Annotated in this window: 20 protein-coding genes; 11 read left to right on the top strand and 9 right to left on the bottom strand. The window is 66.9% G+C overall.

What is annotated here, in order from left to right; genetic code table 11:
• Positions 1 to 77 precede the first annotated feature (77 nt).
• A complete protein-coding gene (locus BIU82_RS20075) occupies positions 78 to 923 on the top strand; it encodes a GerMN domain-containing protein (RefSeq protein ID WP_253182822.1) in 846 nt (281 codons plus the stop codon).
• Here the strand turns inward: BIU82_RS20075 and BIU82_RS16730 are convergent.
• Both BIU82_RS16730 and BIU82_RS16725 read right to left on the bottom strand, forming a co-directional pair.
• Positions 918 to 1454 carry a hypothetical protein gene (locus BIU82_RS16730; RefSeq protein ID WP_070350581.1) on the bottom strand — a complete coding sequence of 179 codons (537 nt, stop codon included), beginning with the start codon at positions 1452 to 1454 and terminating at the stop codon, positions 918 to 920. The genes BIU82_RS20075 and BIU82_RS16730 overlap by 6 nt on opposite strands.
• Positions 1451 to 2434, bottom strand: a complete 984-nt coding sequence (locus BIU82_RS16725) for a hypothetical protein (protein ID WP_253182821.1) — start codon at positions 2432 to 2434, stop codon at positions 1451 to 1453. The genes BIU82_RS16730 and BIU82_RS16725 overlap by 4 nt, the downstream gene beginning before the upstream one ends.
• 149 nt (positions 2435 to 2583) lie before the next feature.
• Between BIU82_RS16725 and BIU82_RS16720 the strand changes: the two genes are divergently transcribed.
• From BIU82_RS16720 to BIU82_RS16710, 3 genes are all read left to right on the top strand, one after another.
• On the top strand, positions 2584 to 3894 hold the full coding sequence (locus BIU82_RS16720) for a PLP-dependent aminotransferase family protein (RefSeq protein ID WP_070350579.1): 1311 nt from the start codon (positions 2584 to 2586) through the stop codon (positions 3892 to 3894).
• On the top strand, positions 3891 to 4322 hold the full coding sequence (locus tag BIU82_RS16715) for a universal stress protein (RefSeq protein ID WP_070350578.1): 432 nt from the start codon (positions 3891 to 3893) through the stop codon (positions 4320 to 4322). The genes BIU82_RS16720 and BIU82_RS16715 overlap by 4 nt, the downstream gene beginning before the upstream one ends.
• Positions 4323 to 4528: 206 nt before the next feature.
• Positions 4529 to 4867, top strand: coding sequence for a hypothetical protein (locus BIU82_RS16710; RefSeq protein ID WP_139146666.1), 339 nt, complete (start codon positions 4529 to 4531; stop codon positions 4865 to 4867).
• Positions 4868 to 4973: 106 nt separating this feature from the next.
• On the opposite strand, the gene BIU82_RS16705 is transcribed toward BIU82_RS16710, so the two are convergent.
• The 4 genes from BIU82_RS16705 to BIU82_RS16690 all read right to left on the bottom strand — a co-directional run bounded on the left by BIU82_RS16705 (position 4974) and on the right by BIU82_RS16690 (position 9945).
• A complete protein-coding gene (locus tag BIU82_RS16705; RefSeq protein ID WP_070350576.1) occupies positions 4974 to 6494 on the bottom strand; it encodes a dihydrolipoamide acetyltransferase family protein in 1521 nt (506 codons plus the stop codon).
• 12 nt (positions 6495 to 6506) lie between these two features.
• Positions 6507 to 7487 carry an alpha-ketoacid dehydrogenase subunit beta gene (locus BIU82_RS16700; RefSeq protein ID WP_070350575.1) on the bottom strand — a complete coding sequence of 327 codons (981 nt, stop codon included), beginning with the start codon at positions 7485 to 7487 and terminating at the stop codon, positions 6507 to 6509.
• On the bottom strand, positions 7487 to 8683 hold the full coding sequence (gene pdhA, locus BIU82_RS16695) for a pyruvate dehydrogenase (acetyl-transferring) E1 component subunit alpha (RefSeq protein ID WP_070350574.1): 1197 nt from the start codon (positions 8681 to 8683) through the stop codon (positions 7487 to 7489). The genes BIU82_RS16700 and pdhA overlap by 1 nt, the downstream gene beginning before the upstream one ends.
• A gap of 143 nt (positions 8684 to 8826) precedes the next feature.
• On the bottom strand, positions 8827 to 9945 hold the full coding sequence (locus BIU82_RS16690) for a histidinol-phosphate transaminase (protein WP_070350573.1): 1119 nt from the start codon (positions 9943 to 9945) through the stop codon (positions 8827 to 8829).
• Positions 9946 to 10068: 123 nt separating this feature from the next.
• Between BIU82_RS16690 and BIU82_RS16685 the strand changes: the two genes are divergently transcribed.
• Entirely contained in the window at positions 10069 to 10497 is a 429-nt protein-coding gene (locus tag BIU82_RS16685) for a phage holin family protein (protein WP_070350572.1), read from the top strand.
• 12 nt (positions 10498 to 10509) lie between these two features.
• Here BIU82_RS16685 and BIU82_RS16680 read toward each other — a convergent pair whose 3' ends face one another.
• Positions 10510 to 11967, bottom strand: a complete 1458-nt coding sequence (locus BIU82_RS16680; protein WP_070350571.1) for a hypothetical protein — start codon at positions 11965 to 11967, stop codon at positions 10510 to 10512.
• Positions 11967 to 12275 carry a hypothetical protein gene (locus BIU82_RS16675; protein ID WP_139146665.1) on the bottom strand — a complete coding sequence of 103 codons (309 nt, stop codon included), beginning with the start codon at positions 12273 to 12275 and terminating at the stop codon, positions 11967 to 11969. Before BIU82_RS16675 ends, BIU82_RS16680 begins: the two co-directional genes overlap by 1 nt.
• Before the next feature lie 199 nt (positions 12276 to 12474).
• On the opposite strand from BIU82_RS16675, the gene purB reads away from it, so the two are divergent.
• The 6 genes from purB to BIU82_RS16645 all read left to right on the top strand — a co-directional run bounded on the left by purB (position 12475) and on the right by BIU82_RS16645 (position 18207).
• Positions 12475 to 13914 carry an adenylosuccinate lyase gene (purB, locus tag BIU82_RS16670; RefSeq protein WP_070350570.1) on the top strand — a complete coding sequence of 480 codons (1440 nt, stop codon included), beginning with the start codon at positions 12475 to 12477 and terminating at the stop codon, positions 13912 to 13914.
• Between the two features lie 142 nt (positions 13915 to 14056).
• Complete coding sequence (locus tag BIU82_RS16665) at positions 14057 to 14713, top strand: histidine phosphatase family protein (RefSeq protein ID WP_070350569.1); 657 nt, start codon at positions 14057 to 14059, stop codon at positions 14711 to 14713.
• Between the two features lie 104 nt (positions 14714 to 14817).
• Complete coding sequence (locus BIU82_RS16660) at positions 14818 to 15321, top strand: GNAT family N-acetyltransferase (protein ID WP_070350568.1); 504 nt, start codon at positions 14818 to 14820, stop codon at positions 15319 to 15321.
• A gap of 77 nt (positions 15322 to 15398) precedes the next feature.
• Positions 15399 to 16280: a hypothetical protein gene (locus BIU82_RS16655; protein ID WP_070350567.1), complete on the top strand. Its 882-nt coding sequence runs from the start codon at positions 15399 to 15401 to the stop codon at positions 16278 to 16280.
• A 47-nt stretch (positions 16281 to 16327) separates the two neighbouring features.
• The gene (locus BIU82_RS16650) at positions 16328 to 16684 is read left to right on the top strand and encodes a nuclear transport factor 2 family protein (RefSeq protein WP_253182820.1); all 357 of its coding nucleotides are present in this window, start codon (positions 16328 to 16330) and stop codon (positions 16682 to 16684) included.
• Positions 16685 to 16878: 194 nt separating this feature from the next.
• On the top strand, positions 16879 to 18207 hold the full coding sequence (locus tag BIU82_RS16645) for a potassium transporter TrkG (RefSeq protein WP_070350636.1): 1329 nt from the start codon (positions 16879 to 16881) through the stop codon (positions 18205 to 18207).
• Positions 18208 to 18231: 24 nt separating this feature from the next.
• Here the strand turns inward: BIU82_RS16645 and BIU82_RS16640 are convergent, their stop codons facing one another.
• Positions 18232 to 18663, bottom strand: coding sequence for a hypothetical protein (locus BIU82_RS16640; protein WP_139146664.1), 432 nt, complete (start codon positions 18661 to 18663; stop codon positions 18232 to 18234).
• Positions 18664 to 18735: the final 72 nt, after the last annotated feature.

Raw genomic sequence — 18735 nt, 5'->3', positions numbered from 1 at the left:
CTTCCTCCGCCGATGTGGCGTCGGCGCCGACCGTGACGGTCACGGGCGTTGGCGGCGGGTCCGCGGTTGATGGCTCAGTGACTGGCCCGGGCGGTTCGGGAGCGGGCTCCGAGCCGGGCGGGGGCGGCGCGGGAAGGCTTTCCGGCACTGAACCGCTGCACGGGGCCGGCGGTGCTCTGACGACACCGGCCACCGCTCCGGTCACGCCAACGGACGCCCCGCTTCCGGGCCCGACTCCGGGCAGTACGGATTCAAGCAGCACCGCTCCGGGTCCGGCACCAGCGCCGCCTGTCCCGGATCCCTCGCCGGCGCCCGGCCCTGTACCCGCGCCGGCGGCTACCGCGGACAAACCGGTCTCCGACGGCGGCGCGCCCTGGGGCTACGGCGGTGTTCCAGAGGATGAGGCCCTCGCCCCGGGTCCGGCGATTTACCTCGTAGCGATCGACGACGGCGGCAGCCGCGGGGCGCGCTTTGGCTGCAATGACAGCCTGGTCGCCGTCCCCGTTGCCGGCTCTTCGCCGGACGGTGGAGCGGCGCCGGGTGGCGGGGCTGCGCCGGATGCCGGTTCTTCACACGGCGCCGGTTCCGACGGACAGGAAACTGCGCCTTCTCCGACGGCTGCACGGCAGGATCCGCTGGAGGCGGCGATGGCCAGGCTCCTCGGCCCGGACAGCGTCCCGGCCGGCTCCGGCCTGTACAACGCCCTGTCCGGGTCGACCCTGACGTTCGTCTCGGGCACCATGGACGGCAGCGTAGTGACAGTCGATCTCAGCGGCGAGCTGCGCCAGGGCGGGGTGTGCGACAGTCCAAGGATCGAAGCCCAGCTCACGCAGACCGCCGTCGCCGCCGCGGGGGCGGTCCGTGCGGAGATCCGGATCGGCGGACGGCCCTTGACGGAGCTGCTGGAGCAGCGCGCCTCATGACGTGGCGATCGCGATCAGCCGCCGCAACGCCCACGCCATCCGCACGAGGCCCAGCGCCGCGGCGGCTCCGAAGGTAAACACCACTGCTTCCAGCGGCCAGATTCCCGTGGCGGAATCACCCTCCACCAGGATCGTGGCCAGCGCGGCAACAAGAAGCACCGCCAGGACCGGAATGACCGAGAGGAACGCCTCACCGATCTGCCGGCGATGGTCCGGGGCCAGGCGCTCCAATGGCAAGGCCCGCTGCCCCGGCGGGGCCTTCTTGCCCAGCACGTTCACCAGCATGGAGATGCTGCTGAGGATCAGGCCGGCCACCGCACCGGACAGGGTGGCGAGGGTCTGGAAGACGGTCCTGCGGGAATCCTCCGCCACATCCTCCACCATCAGCGGCTGCCCCAGCACAGCCGAAACCACCAGCCATATGCCGACAAGTGCTGCGGCCCAGAGCAGGTCCGCCCGCGGATGCACCAGGAACCAGCGCCACCAAGCGTTCCGGCGCGGGCGGGAAATCCCCACTTCGTACAGGCTCATCGTGCCGCCCTCCCGGCCGGTTCCCGCTCGCCGGGGGACGTGCCATCCGCGGCGAGCCCCGGAACCACGGAGTTGTCCGGCGAGCCGGTGATCTCAGGCAGGGTGCGGGCGAAGAAGGCTTCGTGGTTGGCGGCCTGCTTACGGAGGATGTCCACGGCCTCGGCGGCGGCACGGGCGGGGTCGTTGAAGATCCCGGCATCCACATCCACGTAGGAGATGAACCGCTCCCTCAGCAGGTCCACCACTTCCCGGTCCCCGCTGGCAGAGTCCCGGCCTTCGGCCACCACATGGTCGAACTGCTCCATGGAGCCCGAACGCCGGAAGAGCTCGATCAGCTGCTGGATACGTTCCCGGATCCGCTGTTTATCCTTGGCATTGCCGCTGCGCCCCACGCTGAGGGAGACCTTGAACGTCCCCTCGCTCATGAGCCGCGAAGCGCTGTCCAGGACGTCCGCCCATTCACCCTCCATGAGCTTGCCGGAAAGCCGGCCGGCGGGCAGGGAGAATTCGAAACGGCTGACGTCCAGGCGGTCCAGGATCTCTTCGACATCCTCCCGCAGCACGGGGGCCAGCGCCGGCTCCAGGCCCAGCATCCCGCCGAGGTACTCCCCCAGCCGTGCGGCACGCGGCCCGTTCCCGCTGCCCAGTACGGCCAGGACGTTCCGCTTCAGGAACGCAAAGTACGTGGTCTCCAAAAGGTGGTCTCCGGCGTCGAGAGGAAGCGGCTTCCGCCGGCCCGCACTGTCGCCGACGCTCGGCAGGTTCCCGCCCCGCACGCGGTCCAGCAGCAGCACCGGAACGGGCGCGACGGCGGCCGCCTGGGCGAGCAGCACAGTCCCGTCCGTGCACCAGTAGTGGCGCTCGACGCCGTCGTCCTCCGCCTGCCGGAGAACCTCCGCCACCCGGCGTGCGGGAAACGGCCGCAGCAGTTCGTCACCGTTCAGCCGCTCGATCCGCCAGAACTGCACGCTTCGCTTCATCAGCCATCACCACGTTCCATCAACCACCACCAAGTCGCCTACGCCAAAGCTACGCCGAGGCACTGACATTCACACCGCCGTCGGGAACTAATGCGGTCTTAGAAACAACTGTTGCCCAATTGGCAACTCACCGGAGTATCCTTGTCACTGTGACCCACGAAACACTGGACGCCGGGCCCCAGCTGCCCGCCGAAGCGATCGATGCCATCGAGAGGGCTGCAACCGCAGCCCACCGCCACGAGGAACTCTTCTCGGAGCGCGCCGCCAACATCAAGCAGTCAGCAGTCCGGGATGTCTTCGACATCTCGATGCGCCCGGGCCTTGTGTCCCTTGCCGGCGGAAACCCCTACCTGCAGTCCCTGCCCCTGGAGAAGCTGGGCCAGACCGCGGCGCGGATCATCGCCGAAGAAGGCATGACCGCCCTGCAGTACGGCGGCGGCCAGGGCACCGAAGAACTCCGCGAACAGATCTGCGAGATCATGGCCGCGGAAGGCATCACGGATGCCACGCCGGAAAACGTCGTGATCACCGCAGGTTCCCAGTCCGCCCAGGACGTAGCCACCAAGGTCTTCTGCAACCCCGGCGACGTGGTGCTCGTCGAAAACCCCACCTACGTAGGCGCCCTGAACACCTTCGAGGCCTACCAGGTCCAGGTGGAGACCGTGGACATGGACGAAAGCGGCCTCATCCCGGAGGTGCTCGAAGCCCGGATTGCCGCCCTGCAGGCCGAGGGCAAGAACATCAAGTTCCTCTACACGATCCCCAACTTCAACAACCCCTCCGGGATCACCCTGGCCCAGGACCGCCGCCAGCGCATCGTCGATATATGCCGCGCGGCGAATATTCTGGTGCTCGAAGACAATCCCTACGGACTGCTGCGCTTCGACGGCCGTCCGCTGGAACCGATGCGGGCCGACAACTCCCACGACGTCATCTACATGGGCTCGTTCTCCAAGATCTTCGCCCCGGGCCTGCGGATCGGCTGGGCACTCGTTCCGGAGCACCTCCAGCGCCGCTTCTATCTGGCCTCCGAGGCCGTCACCCTCTGCCCGCCGACGCTGAACCAGATGCTGGTCTCCGCCTACTTGCGCGACTACGACTGGCGCGGACAGATCGAAACCTACCGCGCGCTGTACCAGGAGCGCTGCCAGGCGCTGCTCGCCGCACTGGACGAGCACATGCCGGCCGGCCTCAGCTGGACCCGGCCCGACGGCGGCTTCTTCGTCTGGGTGACCCTGCCCGAAGGCGTGGACACCTACCCGCTGCTGCAGAAGGCGATCGACGCCGGCGTCGTGTTCATTCCGGGAGCGGCATTCACGCCGTCGGACGGGCCGTCGAACAAGCTGCGGTTGGCGTTCAGCGCCGTGCCTCCGGATACTATTGCCGAAGGCGTCCGGAGGCTCGCGAAAGTACTCGCGGAAGCAATTGAAAAAGGATCCAGCAAAGGAGCAGATCTATGAGCGGTGTAGTCCTCGTCGGCGTCGACGGCAGCGAAACGGCACGTCGGGCGGCCGAGTCGGCCAAGCGGCTGGCCACGGCCCTGAAGGCGGAGCTGCGCGTTGTCACGGCATTTGAAAGCGACCGCGTTGAAATCGTTGAGAGCGGCGCTGACAAGTGGGTTCTTTCCGACGCGGATGCCGCTGAGAAGGTTGCTCGCGGAATCGCAGGCGAACTCGAAAGCGAACAGCTGACCACCAGCTACGGCGCCGTCCGCGGCCGTGCCGGCGAAGCCCTGGTCAAGGAGGCCGAGCGCATCGGCGCCCAGCTGATCGTGGTGGGCAACCGCCGCATGCAGGGCATCGGCCGTATCCTGGGCAGCGTCGCCAACACCGTGGCGCACAATGCTCCCTGCGATGTGTACATCGCCAAGACGGACGAACCCGCCTAAAGGCAGGTTCCCCTAGCCGGCCGGCTCCCGGGCGAAAGCGCGGGAGCCGGCCGGCTTTTTTGTTGAGGCTTTGTTGACGGGAATCACGCCGCCTGGTGGGCGGTCTCACCCCATTTTCGGCCGGTTGTCAAGGACCTCGCCGATAAAATTGAGGAAGGCCCCCGAAGGCGCGAGCCGCCCATCACACACGACCTCCAGGACCTCAATTGCTTACTCTTCAGCCGCGCCAGCGCGTCGGGCATGACATCCTCCTTGCCCGCCACGGAAACCACATCAGCTCCATGCGCTTCGACCGCGCCAACGACCGCATCGTCGCGGTCCTGGACGACGGAACCACGGACAGCGCCCCGAACATGATTTCCCCGCTGCTGCAGATGCCGGAAACCCTCGGCAGCGTGCTGCGCTCCGACTGGCGCGCCCTGGTGATGGGCACGGCCATGATGCTGGCCCTCGGCCTGCTCGCCGCCGCCATCTCGATTGGCCTCATGGGCAACATGGACGAAGAGCAGCTGGCACAGCTGGCCTACACGAGCTCGATTTACTGAGTCCCTCGCACTGACACAAAGCCCGACGGCGCCGCGCAGATTCACTCGCGCGGCGCCGTCGGGCTTTCCTGTTTAAGCCTGCAGGGCCCCGGGCCCTGCAGGAACGCTAATCCAGCAGCAGGGCCGGCTCCTCAAGGATGGCTGCGACGTCGGCCATGAAGCGGGCGGACAGGTCGCCGTCCACCACGCGGTGGTCGAACGAGCCGCCCAGCGTGGTGATCCAGCGCGGAATGACCTCGCCGTCCAGCACCCACGGCTTCTGCTTGATGGTGCCGAACGCAACGATCGCCACCTCGCCCGGATTGATGATGGGCGTGCCGGTATCGATGCCGAGGGCTCCGATGTTGGTGATGGTGAGCGTGCCACCCTGCATCTCGGCCGGCTGGGTCTTGCCCGCGCGTGCGGTGGTGGCCAGCTCGTTCAACGCCAGGGCCAGCTCCTTGAGCGAGAGGTCCTGGGCGTCCTTGATGTTCGGCACCATCAGGCCCCGCGGCGTGGCGGCGGCGATGCCGAGGTTCATGAAGTGCTTGACCTGGATTTCAGCGCCGCCCTTGCCGTCCGCGTTTTCCACCCAGCTCGCGTTGACGCTGGGGTTGCGCGCGGCGGCCCAGATGACGGCCTTGGCGAGGATGAGCAGCGGGGAGACCTTGATGCCTTCGAAGTCGCGGGAGGCCTTGAGGCGCTTGACGAATTCCATGGTGCGGCTGGCGTCAACGTCCACGAAGATGCTCACGTGCGGGGCGGTGAAGGCAGAGTCCACCATGGCCTTCGCGGTGGCCTTACGGACGCCCTTGACCGGAATCCGCTCGACGCGCTGGTCCTGCGGCTTGCGGGATGCGCCCCAGAAGGTGTCGGCCTGGTCCAGTTCGGCGTCGCGCTGGGCCTGGTAGCTGACCAAGTCCTCGCGGGTCACCTCGCCGCGGGCGCCGGTGGGCACGACGTCGGCCAGGTCGATGCCGAGGTCCCGCGCGATCTTGCGGACCGGCGGCTTGGCCAGCACCCGGCTGACGAGGCCGCTCACCGTGGCACCGAGGGCGCCGCCGAGGCCCGGGGCGGGGGGCGGTTCAACAGCGGGGGCGGGAGCCGGGGCGGGCTCAGCTTTAGCGGGAGCTGGCGCAGGCGCAGGCGCTGCCGGAGCGGGCGCTGCCGGGGCGGAGGGTGCGACGGCGGAGCTTGCGTTCCGCCGCGGGCGCCGCTTGACGGCGTCGGCCTTCGGACCGGAGCCAACCAGCGGACCGCCGGCCGGGCCGCCGTCGGAGGAACCGGCGTCGGGAGTGTCCTCGGAAAGCTTGCCGTACAGGGGCTGGCTGGAATCCGGCACCTCAAGCGCAGGGTCGACGACGGCGGGAGCCGCCGCGGCGGGCGCGTCACCTGCGGCGCCTGCAGCTCCGTCAGAGATGCCGATGATGGGCGTGCCGACTTCGACCGTGATGCCTTCGGCCACGAGCAGCTCGGACACCGTTCCTGCGTACGGGGACGGCAGTTCGACGAGCGACTTGGCGGTTTCGATCTCGCAGATGACGTCGTTGATGGCCACGGTGTCGCCCGGTTTGACCTTCCAAGAGACGATCTCGGCCTCGGTCAGGCCCTCACCGACGTCCGGGAGGTTGAATTTCTTTACAGTCACTTCGGTCCTTAGCTAGTAAGCCAGCGAACGGTCGAGGGCTTCGAGGATCTTGTCGATGTCCGGCAGGTAATCTTCTTCGACCTTCGCCACGGGGTAAGGCATGTGGAAGCCGCCCACGCGGATGACCGGAGCTTCGAGGTGCAGGAAGGCGCGTTCGCTGATCCTGGCCGCGATTTCGCCGCCGATGCCGCCGAAGGTCGGCGCCTCGTGGGCCACGATCAGGCGTCCGGTCTTCTTCACCGAGGCTTCCACGGTGTCGAAGTCGATCGGGGAAATCGAGCGCAGGTCGATGACTTCAATGCTGTGGCCGTCCTCAGCTGCCGCGGCGGCCGCGGCAAGGGCCACGGGAACCAGCGGGCCGTACGCCACGATGGTGGCATCGCTGCCTTCGCGCAGCACATGTGCCTTGAAGGGATCGGCCGAGGGGCCGGGGTTCTCGGTGTCGACTTCGCCCTTGAGCCAGTAGCGGCGCTTGGGCTCGAAGAAGATCACCGGGTCCGTGCATTCGACGGCCTGCTGGATCATCCAGTAGGCGTCGTGGGCGTTGGACGGGGTGATGATCCGCAGGCCTGCTGTGTGCGCGAAGAGCGCTTCCGGGGATTCCGAGTGGTGCTCGATCGAGCCGATGCCGCCGCCATAGGGGATGCGGATGACCACGGGAACGGTGAGCTTGCCGCTGCTGCGGAAGTGCATCTTGGCCAGCTGGGTAGTGATCTGGTTGAACGCCGGGAACACGAAGCCGTCGAACTGGATCTCGCAGATGGGCCGGTAGCCGCGCAGGGCCAGGCCGATGGCGGTTCCCACGATGCCAGACTCGGCCAGCGGGCTGTCCACGACGCGGTCCGGGCCGAAGTCCTTCAGCAGGCCGTCCGTGACGCGGTAGACGCCGCCGAGGGCACCGATGTCCTCGCCCATGAGCAGGGTTTTGTGGTTGTTGCCAAGCGTTGCCCGCAGGCCTTCGTTGATGGCCTTGGCTACGGTCATGGTGGCCATCAGCGACCCGCCTCCTCTTCGCTTTCGAAGCCTGCATCATATTCGCGGAACCACGCCTGCTCTTCATCCACCAGAGGATGCGGCTCGGCGTAGACACCGGCGAAGGCATCGTGGATGTCCGGCGCCTGCAGCGCGAGGGCAGTGCTGCGGACATAAGCAGCGAGCTCGTTGCCGTCCTGCTTGACCTGTTCGAAGAAGGCGTCATCCGCCAGGCCTTCGGCGCGGAGGTACTTCTCCAGGCGGTCCAGGGGGTCCTTGCTCCGCCATTCGTTCTCTTCGTCCGAGAGGCGGTACTTGGTGGGGTCGTCCGCCGTGGTGTGGGCACCCAGGCGGTAGGTGTGGGCCTCGATCAGCACCGGGCCCTTGCCTTCACGGGCGTGCTCCAGGGCCCACTCGGTGACGGCGTGGACCGCGATGACGTCATTGCCGTCCACCCGGATGCCGGGGAAGCCGTAGCCCTTGGCGCGGTTGAAGAGCGGGATCTTGGTCTGGACCTCGGTGGGAACCGAGATAGCCCAGTGGTTGTTCTGGCAGAAGAACACCACCGGCGCGTTGTAGGACGCGGCGAACACCATGGACTCGTGGACATCGCCTTCGGAACTCGCGCCGTCACCGAAGAAGGCCAGGACGGCCGCCTTGGGATCGTTGGAGCCGGCAGCCTCGGCCAGCTTCTGGTCCCGCTGGATGCCCATTGCGTAACCCACCGAGTGGAGGGTCTGGGCGGCGAGGACCAGGGTGTAGAGGTGGAAGTTGTTTTCGTTGGGGTCCCAGCCGCCGTTGGAGATGCCGCGGAAGAGCTTCAGCAGTTCCGCGAGGTCCACGTTGCGGGTCAGCGCGACGCCGTGTTCCCGGTACGTGGGGAAGATGTAGTCCTGCGGCTGGCTGGCGCGGCCGGAGCCGATCTGGGCGGCTTCCTGTCCGGTGAGCGGAACCCAGAGGGCCAGTTCGCCCTGCCGCTGCAGGGCGGTGGCTTCCTGGTCGAAGCGCCGGATCTTGGCCATGTCCGCGTAAAAGCCGCGGAGCTGCTCCGGTTCGAGCCGCTTGGCGTAGTCCGAGAACACCGGATCACTGCCGAGCGTGCCGTCCGGCCCGAGCAATTGGACCATCCCCGCTGCGGGGTCTCCGGATGCCGTTCCCTCGAGGAACTGCTGACCGAGACCGTCGATTCCCGGGGTGGGCAATTGGGTTGAGCCCATTCCGTCTCCTTTGCCTGCCGCAGCCGACGCTGAGCATTTTTCGCTGATATATTCCATTTGAGGAATGCATTCCCCAAATGGAATATTTGGCTTTCGCCCCTTACTTTATCCGCAGTAAGGGGCCCAAAGACATTTGTGAACCACTACAAAGGCTGTGGCGCATTTGTATATCCGGCACAGAGATCCAGGAAACGCGTATTCGCTTCGACCTCACCGATGCTGACCCTGACGCCCTCGTTTGCGAAGGCGCGGACCGAGAGGGCCTGCTCTCCGGCCAGTTCCGCAAAGTCTGCGCTGTGCACCCCGAGGTTGAGCCAGACAAAGTTGCCCTGGGCCTCCGGAACAAACCAGCCGAGCTCACGCAGACCCGATACGACGCGTTCGCGCTCGTCCACGAGCCCTTGGACACGCTCGGCCACCTCATCGAAATGTTCCAGCGAGGTGACGGCCGCCCGTTCGGCGATCTGCGAGACCGCGAACGGAGTGGCGGCAACCCGGAGGTGCTGGGTGATTTCCGGACCGGACACGCTGTAGCCGACACGGAGACCGGCGAGGCCGTGCGCCTTGGAGAAAGTCCGCAGCACCACAACGTTGGGGTACTTCCGGTAGAGCTGGATGCCGTCCACCGCGCCCGCGTCGCGGACGAATTCCTGGTAAGCCTCGTCAATGACCACCACGACGCCGGCGGGAACCGATTGGATGAAACGCTCGGTCTCCTCCGCGGTGAGGATGGGACCGGTGGGATTGTTCGGTGTGCACAGCAGGATGACCTTGGTGCGCACCGTAACAGCTGCGGCCATCGCTTCGAGGTCGTGCCGTCCGTCCGGGAGCAGCGGGATCCGCACACTTTCGGCACCGGCGAGGCCCACGCAGATGGGGTAGGCCTCGAACGAGCGCCAGGCGTAGATCACCTCGTCGGCCTTGCCGTCAGCATTCTGCCCGGCGAACGCTGCGAGGATCTGGTTCAGGGCTCCGAGGCTTCCTGCGCCGGTGACCACGTCCTCGGCGGGAACATCGAGGAAGGCCGCGAGCGCGTTCCGCAGCTTCGTTGCAAGCGGATCGGGGTAGCGGTTGATGTCCGTCTGGTCGGCGATGCCCGCGAGCACCGCAGGGATGGGCGGCAGTGGGTTCTCATTCGAGGACAACTTGTAACTGGCCAGGCCTTCGATCACCGCCGGAGGCTTCCCTGCCGCGTATTTGGGGAGGCTGTCGACCACGGGGCGGGGCCGCACGCCGTCCTGCGCAATGTCAGAAGAAGTCATGGTTCCAAGCCTACTTGGCCGTCTTTTCCGGGGTCAGGTTTTCCGCCATGAGACGGAGGCCCCTTGAGCCGATGCGGGATGGGGCCGATGTGGGACAGGGCCGGGTTGTGACAGCATGGGCGCATGGGTGCATTCATTGTCCGAGTCCTGATCAACGGCCTTGCCCTCTGGGTGGCCAGCTGGCTCCTTCCCGGCCTGGATATTTCCACCACGGCCACGAGCAACGCCGTCAACAATGCCGGCATCACGCAGGGCGGTGAAACCCTGGGGATCATCCTCGCGTACCTCTTTATCGGCCTGATTTTCGGGATCGTCAACGCCTTCGTCCGGCCGCTCGTGAAGCTGCTTTCCCTCCCCATCACCATCCTGACCTTGGGCCTGTTCACGATCGTCATCAACGCGGCAATGCTCTACCTGACCGCATGGCTGAGCAGCTACACCCCCGTCCACCTGACCATCGACTCCTTCTTCTGGACCGCGGTTCTCGCAGCGATCATCATCAGCATCATTTCGATGGTGGCCAACCGCATCCCCGGAGCCCACCGGCGCTGAACCGGGCCAAGTTCAACGCGGCCCGGCCATGGAACGGTTCGCCGGGATCCGCGGCCTGTCCTGCTCCGGAAGCTGCGAGGGCCTGGGCCGCTGCTGCATGGGTTCCCGGGTGAGCTTGAAGCGGGTCACCGCCGTCGCTTTTCCTTTACCGATCACGCCAGCAAGGACTGCGGTGGATGCCAGCAGCGAGGGATCCCGGCTGGCCTCAACAAGCTCGGCGCCTTCTGCATAAGTTTCCAGGCGATGGCCCGGACCCAGCCCGGGACTTTCACCGTCCGGGGTCCGGACCGGGTTTTCCAGCGTTACCGTCACCCGGTCCCGGGTGTCCGGGTTGGGGACTCCATCCGTGCCCGGGACCCAGTCCTGGCTGTGTTCCAGGTGCAGGCTGCTGATTCCGGGAGCCGGCGTGATGCCGCCGACCGGGGAGCCGGCCGTCAGGACATATTTGAGGTCATACGTGGCGAGGAAGGCCTTGTTGGCTGCGAGGTTCATAACGTGCGCGCCTCCCTGGCTGTGGCCTACCGCAACGACCATGTCCCCGGCATCCGCTCCAGCTTCCCTCAGGGCCGCCATGATCGCCGGCGCGAGGTGGGCGGAGTCGTAGCCGAGCGCATCGACAATTCCACCTTCGTCGATTGGATTGCTTCCACCCGGGGGATGCCCGGGCTGCGTCCCGGGGACGAGGACCACCCACGCCGGCTTGCTGCCCGCGCCTTCCACCTTGATCACGGCAATTTCCCCCTGGCCTGCGCCGTGCAATTCCCCGGTCCGCCGTAGCAGCCCGGCAGGAGAGGTATCCACCGGCCCCACGCTTGTCTCCAATTTTTCCGCCGCGACAGCCCGCGGCTTCAGGAACTCGAGCCCGGGCAGGCCCGCGACAGTCTTCAGGATGGTCCGCACGTCAGTCTTGCCGGCGAGGGCACCGGCAAGCTGCCCGAGCATGGGTACCCCGATGACGGAGCCGAGCAAGGTCCCTACGATCAGCGGCACCTGGGCCACCAGGTGTTCAGCGCGGTCGACATCGCCAAGATGGGTTCCGGAACCCCCGGAAAACAACCCAACGCCCTCCTGCGGAACCGGGTAGAGGAACCCCGTGCGCAACCGGATGGCGTTCATGGCCTCGGTGTATTCGTACTCGCGGTAACTGGCACGCACCTGGTCCCTGGTGTGCCCGATGCTGTCGCACGCCCGGACGACGGCGTCACCGCTTTCCCCGACGGCGATGATCGCCCTGCTGCCGCTGTCGTACGCCTCCATCTGGGAAGGAAAGAGGGCGTGCCGGACGGCGTCCGCTTCGGCGGCGATGGCGGCCAGCTGCCGGACTGCACCGTCGAGGGCATTGGCCCCGGCGAGCAGCTCTTCGAACTGGAAGCGGATGCCGCCGATGCCGCCGCGGACGCGCAGGTTTCCGTCGGGTGGACGCTCCACCGGACGCAGCGCGGTGCCGTTTTGGGGCCAGATCTCGGCCATCAGAAACCCCGCCTCGTGACGGCGGCAAGTTCCATTGCATGGCGTGTGACCACCGCACTGGCCTCCTGCAGCGCATCGCGCGCATTCCGAAGACTCCCCATGTGGACGGCGAGGGTCCTGCGGTAGGCGTCCCCCGCCGGGGACTGCCATTGCTCCATCAGCAGACGGCCGAGCTGTGACAGGACTCCGTCCGCCTCATCGGCGCACTGTGCCACGCGGCGGGCAAGGTCATGGACCTCGAAGCCATGCGGAGCGCAGATCGCCGGGTCGAAGGTACCTTCCGCCGCTGCCATCATCAGCTTCCCCATCTGCCTTGCCTCCTTGCCGGTCTTCGGAAACGGCCCTTCCGCTTCCGCTTGTCCACCGACGCTATTGCCGCCCGCCGACGGCGCGGAACCACCGTCGGCCGCTATGTGGACAAGCCGGCTGTGGAGGACAGGCCGCGGCGGTATTCACATAGCCGGCTCCGCTTAAGGCGCCGGCGGCAGTTCATGAAAGAATTGGCCCATGCCTGAAACCGCCGCCGCTGTTACCCGTACGCCCTCCGGACGCCTGGCCCTCGCCGCGTCGCCGGAACAGATTGCCCTCGGCCCCCTGGACGGCCGCTACCAGTCCGCCGTCGCGCCATTGGTCGACTACCTGTCCGAGGCCGCCCTCAACCGCGACCGCGTGGCCGTCGAGGTCGAATGGCTGATCCACCTGACCGGCAACAGCGTGCTGCCCGGCGCCGGCCCCCTGAGCGCGGAACAGCAGGAGAAGCTGCGCGGCATCGTCACTGAATTCGATGCCGCCGCGGTTGCGGAACTGGCCGAAATCGAGGCCGTCACTGTGCACGACGTCAAGGCCGTCGAGTACTACATCAGCCGCCGCCTGCCGGCCATCGGCATCGAAAACCTGACCGCCATGGTCCACTTCGGCTGCACCTCCGAGGACATCAACAACCTGTCCTACGCCCTGGGCATCAAGGGCGCCGTGGAGGATGTCTGGCTGCCGGCCGCCCGTTCCCTGGTGGGCCAGATCGAGGCCATGGCGGAGGAAAACCGCGCCGTGCCCATGCTGTCCCGCACCCACGGCCAGCCCGCCACGCCCACCACGCTGGGCAAGGAACTGGCCGTGATCGCGCACCGCCTGGGCCGCCAGCTGGACCGTATTGCCAAGACCGAATACCTGGGCAAGATCAACGGCGCCACCGGCACCTACGCCGCGCACGTCGCCTCCGTTCCGGGCGCCGACTGGCAGGCCGTGTCCAAGTCCTTCGTCGAAGGCCTGGGCCTCACCTGGAACCCGCTCACCACCCAGATCGAAAGCCACGACTGGCAGGCTGAGCTCTACTCGGACATCGCCCGCTTCAACCGGATCCTCCACAACGTCTGCACGGACATCTGGAGCTACATCTCCATCGGCTACTTCCGCCAGATCCCGGTTACAGGCGCCACCGGCTCTTCCACCATGCCGCACAAGGTCAACCCCATCCGCTTCGAAAACGCCGAAGCGAACCTGGAGATCTCCAACGGGCTGCTGGACACCCTGGCCGCCACGCTGGTCACCTCCCGCTGGCAGCGCGACCTCACCGACTCCTCCTCGCAGCGCAACATCGGCGTGGCGTTCGGCCACTCCCTGCTGGCCATCTCCAACGTCGCCAAGGGCCTGAAGGCCCTCGATGTCGCCGCGGAGGTCCTGGCCGGCGACCTCGACACCAACTGGGAAGTCCTGGGCGAAGCCATCCAGATGGTCATGCGCGCCGAAGCGATCGCGGGCGTCCCCGGCATGGAAAACCCGTACGAACGCCTCAAGGACCTCACCCGCGGGCACCGTGTGGACGCGGACCGCATGAAGGAATTCGTCTCCGGCCTGGGCCTCTCGGCCGACGCCGAGGCACGCCTGCTCGCGCTCACCCCGGGCGGCTACACCGGCATCGCAGACCAGCTGGTGGACCACCTCAAGTAAGCTGCGCGGGCCGCGTCCGGGCGGCCCCTCCCAGCAGATCACGACGGCGGCGCGCCGGGACACAGCCCCATGGACAGGGCGTCCCGGCCCGCCGCCGTCGTCGTTTCCGCATCCTGTCAGCCACCGCTAGTACAGTGCCAGCATGAGGCTCTTGCTAATCCGCCACGGCCAGACTCCCGGCAACGTACTTGGCCAGCTGGACACCGCCTTCCCGGGCCCTGGCCTGACAGAGCTCGGCGAGCGCCAGGCCGCCGCCCTGCCGGAAGCATTGGCCGATGAAAACATCGAGGCGATCTACACCTCCACGCTGTTGCGGACCCAGCTGACCGCCGCACCGCTGGCCAAGGAATGCGGGCTGGAACCCGTCGTCCTGGACGGTGTGCATGAGATCGAGGCCGGGGCGCTGGAGAAGAACACGGACCATGAATCGCATATGCGGTACATGGGCACGGTCTTCGCCTGGGCCGGCGGAGACCTGGACGTGCGCATGCCCGGCGCCTTCACAGGCCACGACTTCTTCGAGCGTTTCGACGCCTCAGTGAACAAGGTGGCGGCCGCGGGCCACGCAACCGCGGCGATTGTCAGCCACGGCGCCGCCATCCGCTGCTGGGCAGGCCGTCGCGGCGAAGACATCGACACCCTCTTCGCCGAAACCCACCAACTGCCCAACACCGGCATCGTGGTGCTGGACGGCGATCCGGAGCAGGGCTGGCGCGTGCTGCACTGGGACCGGATCCCGGTGGGCGGGCTTGCTCTCGCGGATCCGACCGCGGAGGACCCCACCGGCGAGGCGCTCTAGCCCGCCGTCCGCAGTTCTCCGGACCCTTACGCGGAAGAAACACGGCGGTAACCGCTGCTTCCTAGGCTTGGTGTGCATAACCCCCTCCGGCGAAAGAGGTAGCGATGCAGACCAATCCGCGGCTCAATATCCGTCAGGTCACTTGGGCAAACCCCGTGGGTGCCGACCTCCGCGCTGCCCAGCAGGCCGAGCTCGATTCCCGCTTCGGCACCTCAGCCCATGAACCCGGCCCGGCACCGTCGGAGGCCGACACCGCGGTCTTCGTGGTGGCGTACGAAAAATGTTCAGGGCAGCCGCTGGGATGCGGCGGGCTGCGGATCGTGGATGAGCACACCGTGGAGATCAAGCGGCTCTACGTGGTGCCGTACGCCCGGGGATCCCGGGTGGCCAGTTCGATCCTGGCGAGCCTGGAGGGCTTGGCACATTCCCGGGGATATCGGATGATCACGGCGGAGGCGGGTTCGGCGCAGACCGACGGGCGGAGCTTCTACGAAAGTTCGGGGTTCGCGCCCGTGCCCAATTTCGGGCCGTATGTTGGCGTGGCCGGGTCCCAGTGCTATTCCAAAACCCTGGATTCACACAGCGCCGCGCACACAGCCATGGCTTAACTCTCCGCGCTGCGGCCAGCGGCTTCTGCCGACGGCGTCCGTTCCGGCTGTCAGTCCTTGCCGCTAGGATGCTCCGCATGGAGCTGAGTGCGGTGGCAGCAGAACTGTACGGGCTGCTGCCCGCCGGCTTCATCGCCGCCCGCAATGCCCGCGCCAAGGAAGCAAAGGCCTCCGGCGACTCTGCACTGGCCGCGCAGATCGGACGCCTGCCAAAGCCCGGCGCCGCGGCGTGGGCGGTCAACATGCTGGCACGCAGCGGCGCCGCGGAACTCGATGAGCTGCTCACCTTGGGTGCTGCCCTGCGGCAGGCGCAAGCGGAACTCGATCCGGCCAAGCTGCGTGAACTCGGACAGCAACGTCCGCACATACTGGCGGCCGCCGTCGGGAAAGCCGATGACATCGCCGCCGGTCTCGGTGTGCGGCTCAGCGCCGCTGCGGCGAGCGATGTGACCGAAACCCTGCGTGCCGCGCTCGGCGATGAGGCGGCTGCGGCGGCCGTCCGCAGCGGGCTGCTGGTGCGCGGGCTGGAGGGCGACGGCGTCGACGCGGTGGACCTGTCGGGTGCGGTAGCAGTGGAAGGCGGCGCCGTTCCTGCCGCGCCTCCTGCGCCTTCCCGGAAAGCGGACGACGGCGGCGCTTCTGCGGGCAGCGCGGCAGCCCGCGACAGCCTGCGGACGAAAGCCGAGGACGCCGAGCGCGCGGCGGAACAGGCAGAGGCGGAGCTTGCCGAAGCCACACGCGTCCTGGAAGAGGCGACGATCCGGCGTCGGGATCTCCAAGCGGAGATGAAGGACCTCAGGGAGCGGCTCGCCTCCCTGGAGGAAGAGCTCGCTACCGCGGAGCAGGATGCGCGGCGCGCGGGGCGGACGGCGGACGCCGCGGAGAAGTTGGCCGCGCAGAAACGGCGGATCGCCGGACAGGCCCGGCGCTGGCTGGAACGGTACTCGGGCGGACCTTGATGGCGGGCGCCCTTGCTGGCGGGCCGGGGCGGGCGTAGAACCTAAGGATGGACGTCAACGCGTGGATGGACAAGTACATCGCGGCGTGGACTTCGAACAGCCCCGACGATATCCGGGCGCTGTTCACGGAGGACGCTGTGTACGCCACCCGGCCGGACACCGAATCGCCGTGGCTTGGACATGACGAAATCGTGGACGGCTGGATCGGTGCGGGCGATACCCCGCAAGACTGGACCTTCGAATGGACCCTCCTGGGCCAGGACGGGAACCTTGCATTCGTCCAGGGCCTCACCACCTACCTCAACGGGCAGCCCAGTTACGACAACCTCTGGGTGATCCGCTTCGCCCCCGACGGCCGGGCCTCCGAATTCACCGAGTGGTACATGGCGCGGAAAGCCGCGTAAAGGTTTCGTTAAAACCTCGGTCCACGCCGATTTTGCGGTGTTAGGCTCCCTGAGCGCCGGCCTGATTCGTGCCTGCGCTCAAGGGCCTATGGAGGAGTGCGGCGTTGTCGGAGCCGTTGTCGAGAACGTGGAGACCGGTACCCGGGCGGAAACTCCGGGGGCCGGACGGTCACGGGCCAAAGAAGGAAAGCGGCATCGCCCGTGCACTGCTGCACCCCGTACGCTCCCTGCCCCTCGCATTCCTGCTGGTCATCCTGATCGGTGCGGGGATACTGGCGCTGCCGTTCTCGCGCGTGGATCCCGGCGCAGACCCGGGCCTCGCTCCCCTCTTTACCGCGGTATCCGCCGTGTGTGTCACCGGCCTGGTCACTGTGGACACGGCGACGTACTGGACGCCGTTCGGGCACGTCATCATCCTGGGGCTCATCCAGGTGGGCGGCTTCGGCATCATGACCCTGGCCACGCTGCTGGCGCTTCTGGTCCGGAAAAGCCTTGGGCTCCGCGGCCAGCTGGTGGCCCAGTCCGAAACCCACACGCTCAACTTCGGCGATGTCCGTTCTGTGCTCCTGCGCGTCGCACGGATCATGCTTGCCGTGGAGGCCGCGATCGCCGTCATGCTCTCGCTCCGCTTCTGGCTCGGTTACGGGCACGACCCGGGTTTCTCACTCTGGCATGGCGTGTTCCATTCGGTGTCCGCGTTCAACAACGCCGGATTCGCCCTGTACAGCGACAGCCTGATCAGCTTCGCGGAAGACCCGTGGATCCTGGTGCCGATCTGCCTGGCGATCGTTGCGGGCGGCCTCGGCTTTCCGGTGATCATCCAGTTGCTCAGCGGGACCCGGTTCAAGGACTGGACCGTACACCTGCGGCTGACGGTGTTCGGTACCTTGCTGCTCCTGGTGCTCGGTTTCGTGGCGTTCGCGGCCTTCGAGTGGAACCGGCCGGAGACCCTGGGCCCGCTGAGCACGGGCGGGAAGATCCTCGGCGCCCTGGGCGGGACGGTGTTCCCGCGGACGGCCGGGTTCAACAGCATCGATTACGGCGTGGCCTCCTCCGACACCCTCATGGTCACGGACATCCTCATGTTCATCGGCGGCGGCAGCGCTGGAACGGCAGGCGGCATCAAGGTCACCACCTTCTTGGTGCTCGGCTTCGCCATCTGGAACGAAATCCGCGGCCGTGAGCAGGTGACGATCGCGCACCGCTCCATCAGCCCGTCCGTGCAGCGACAGGCCCTCACTGTGGCGCTTCTCGGCGTCGCCGCAGTGATCAGCGGGACCCTGTTGCTGCTGATGTTCACCGACTACAGCCTGGAAAAAGTGCTGTTCGAATCGATCTCCGCGTTCGCCACCGTGGGCGTGAGCACCGGCATCACCTACCATCTGCCCGAAAGCGCGCAGTGGGTACTGATGGCCCTCATGTTCACGGGCCGCATCGGCACCATCACCGTGGCGTCCTCCTTGGCGCTATCCTCGCGGCCGCGGCTGTTCCGCCTGCCTGAGGAGAGGCCGATCATCGGCTAGTCCCGGTTTGTCCAGCCTTGGTGCCTATTTCGTCTTGACGAGCAGATTGTCGTGGATCCTCGTCCAGCCCTCGGATTCAAGCTTCTTGCTTTCGAAACCGTCGCGGACGAGTTTGGTTTCGGTCCTGTCCTGCGAGGTGACGCTGACAACGTCTGTGGGTGAAGTGAACGGGCCGCAGCCGGCAACCGAGCCTTTCGAAGCGGTCTCCGCAATGGCAGCAACGCAGGCAGTGCCGGCGTCATTTCCTTGCGCCACGAAGTACCTAACGCCGTCATGCGTGGTCAGGAGCCGGCTGCTGTCAGGTTTCGCAGGCGCTGCGTCGAAATTGTCCGGTAGCGCATCTTCAGCTGTCGCCGTGCGGTCCAGTGCCTTGATCCCTGTTGCGTTCGAGCACCCGCCCAGCAAAAGCGCAGCTCCAAGAGCTGCCGCAACCACCGGAACCAACTGACGCTTCATCCACGCTCCCCAATATCGGCTTTGCAATAGTGCCTCGACACTACACGGGCGCACCGGTCCTGCCCGGTAACG

Origin of the sequence: Arthrobacter sp. SW1 (assembly GCF_001766675.1) — a bacterium.
Classification (GTDB): Bacteria; Actinomycetota; Actinomycetes; order Actinomycetales; family Micrococcaceae; genus Arthrobacter.
Note: the sequence above shows the minus strand (reverse complement) of the source record. Positions and strands in the feature narration are given on the sequence as shown.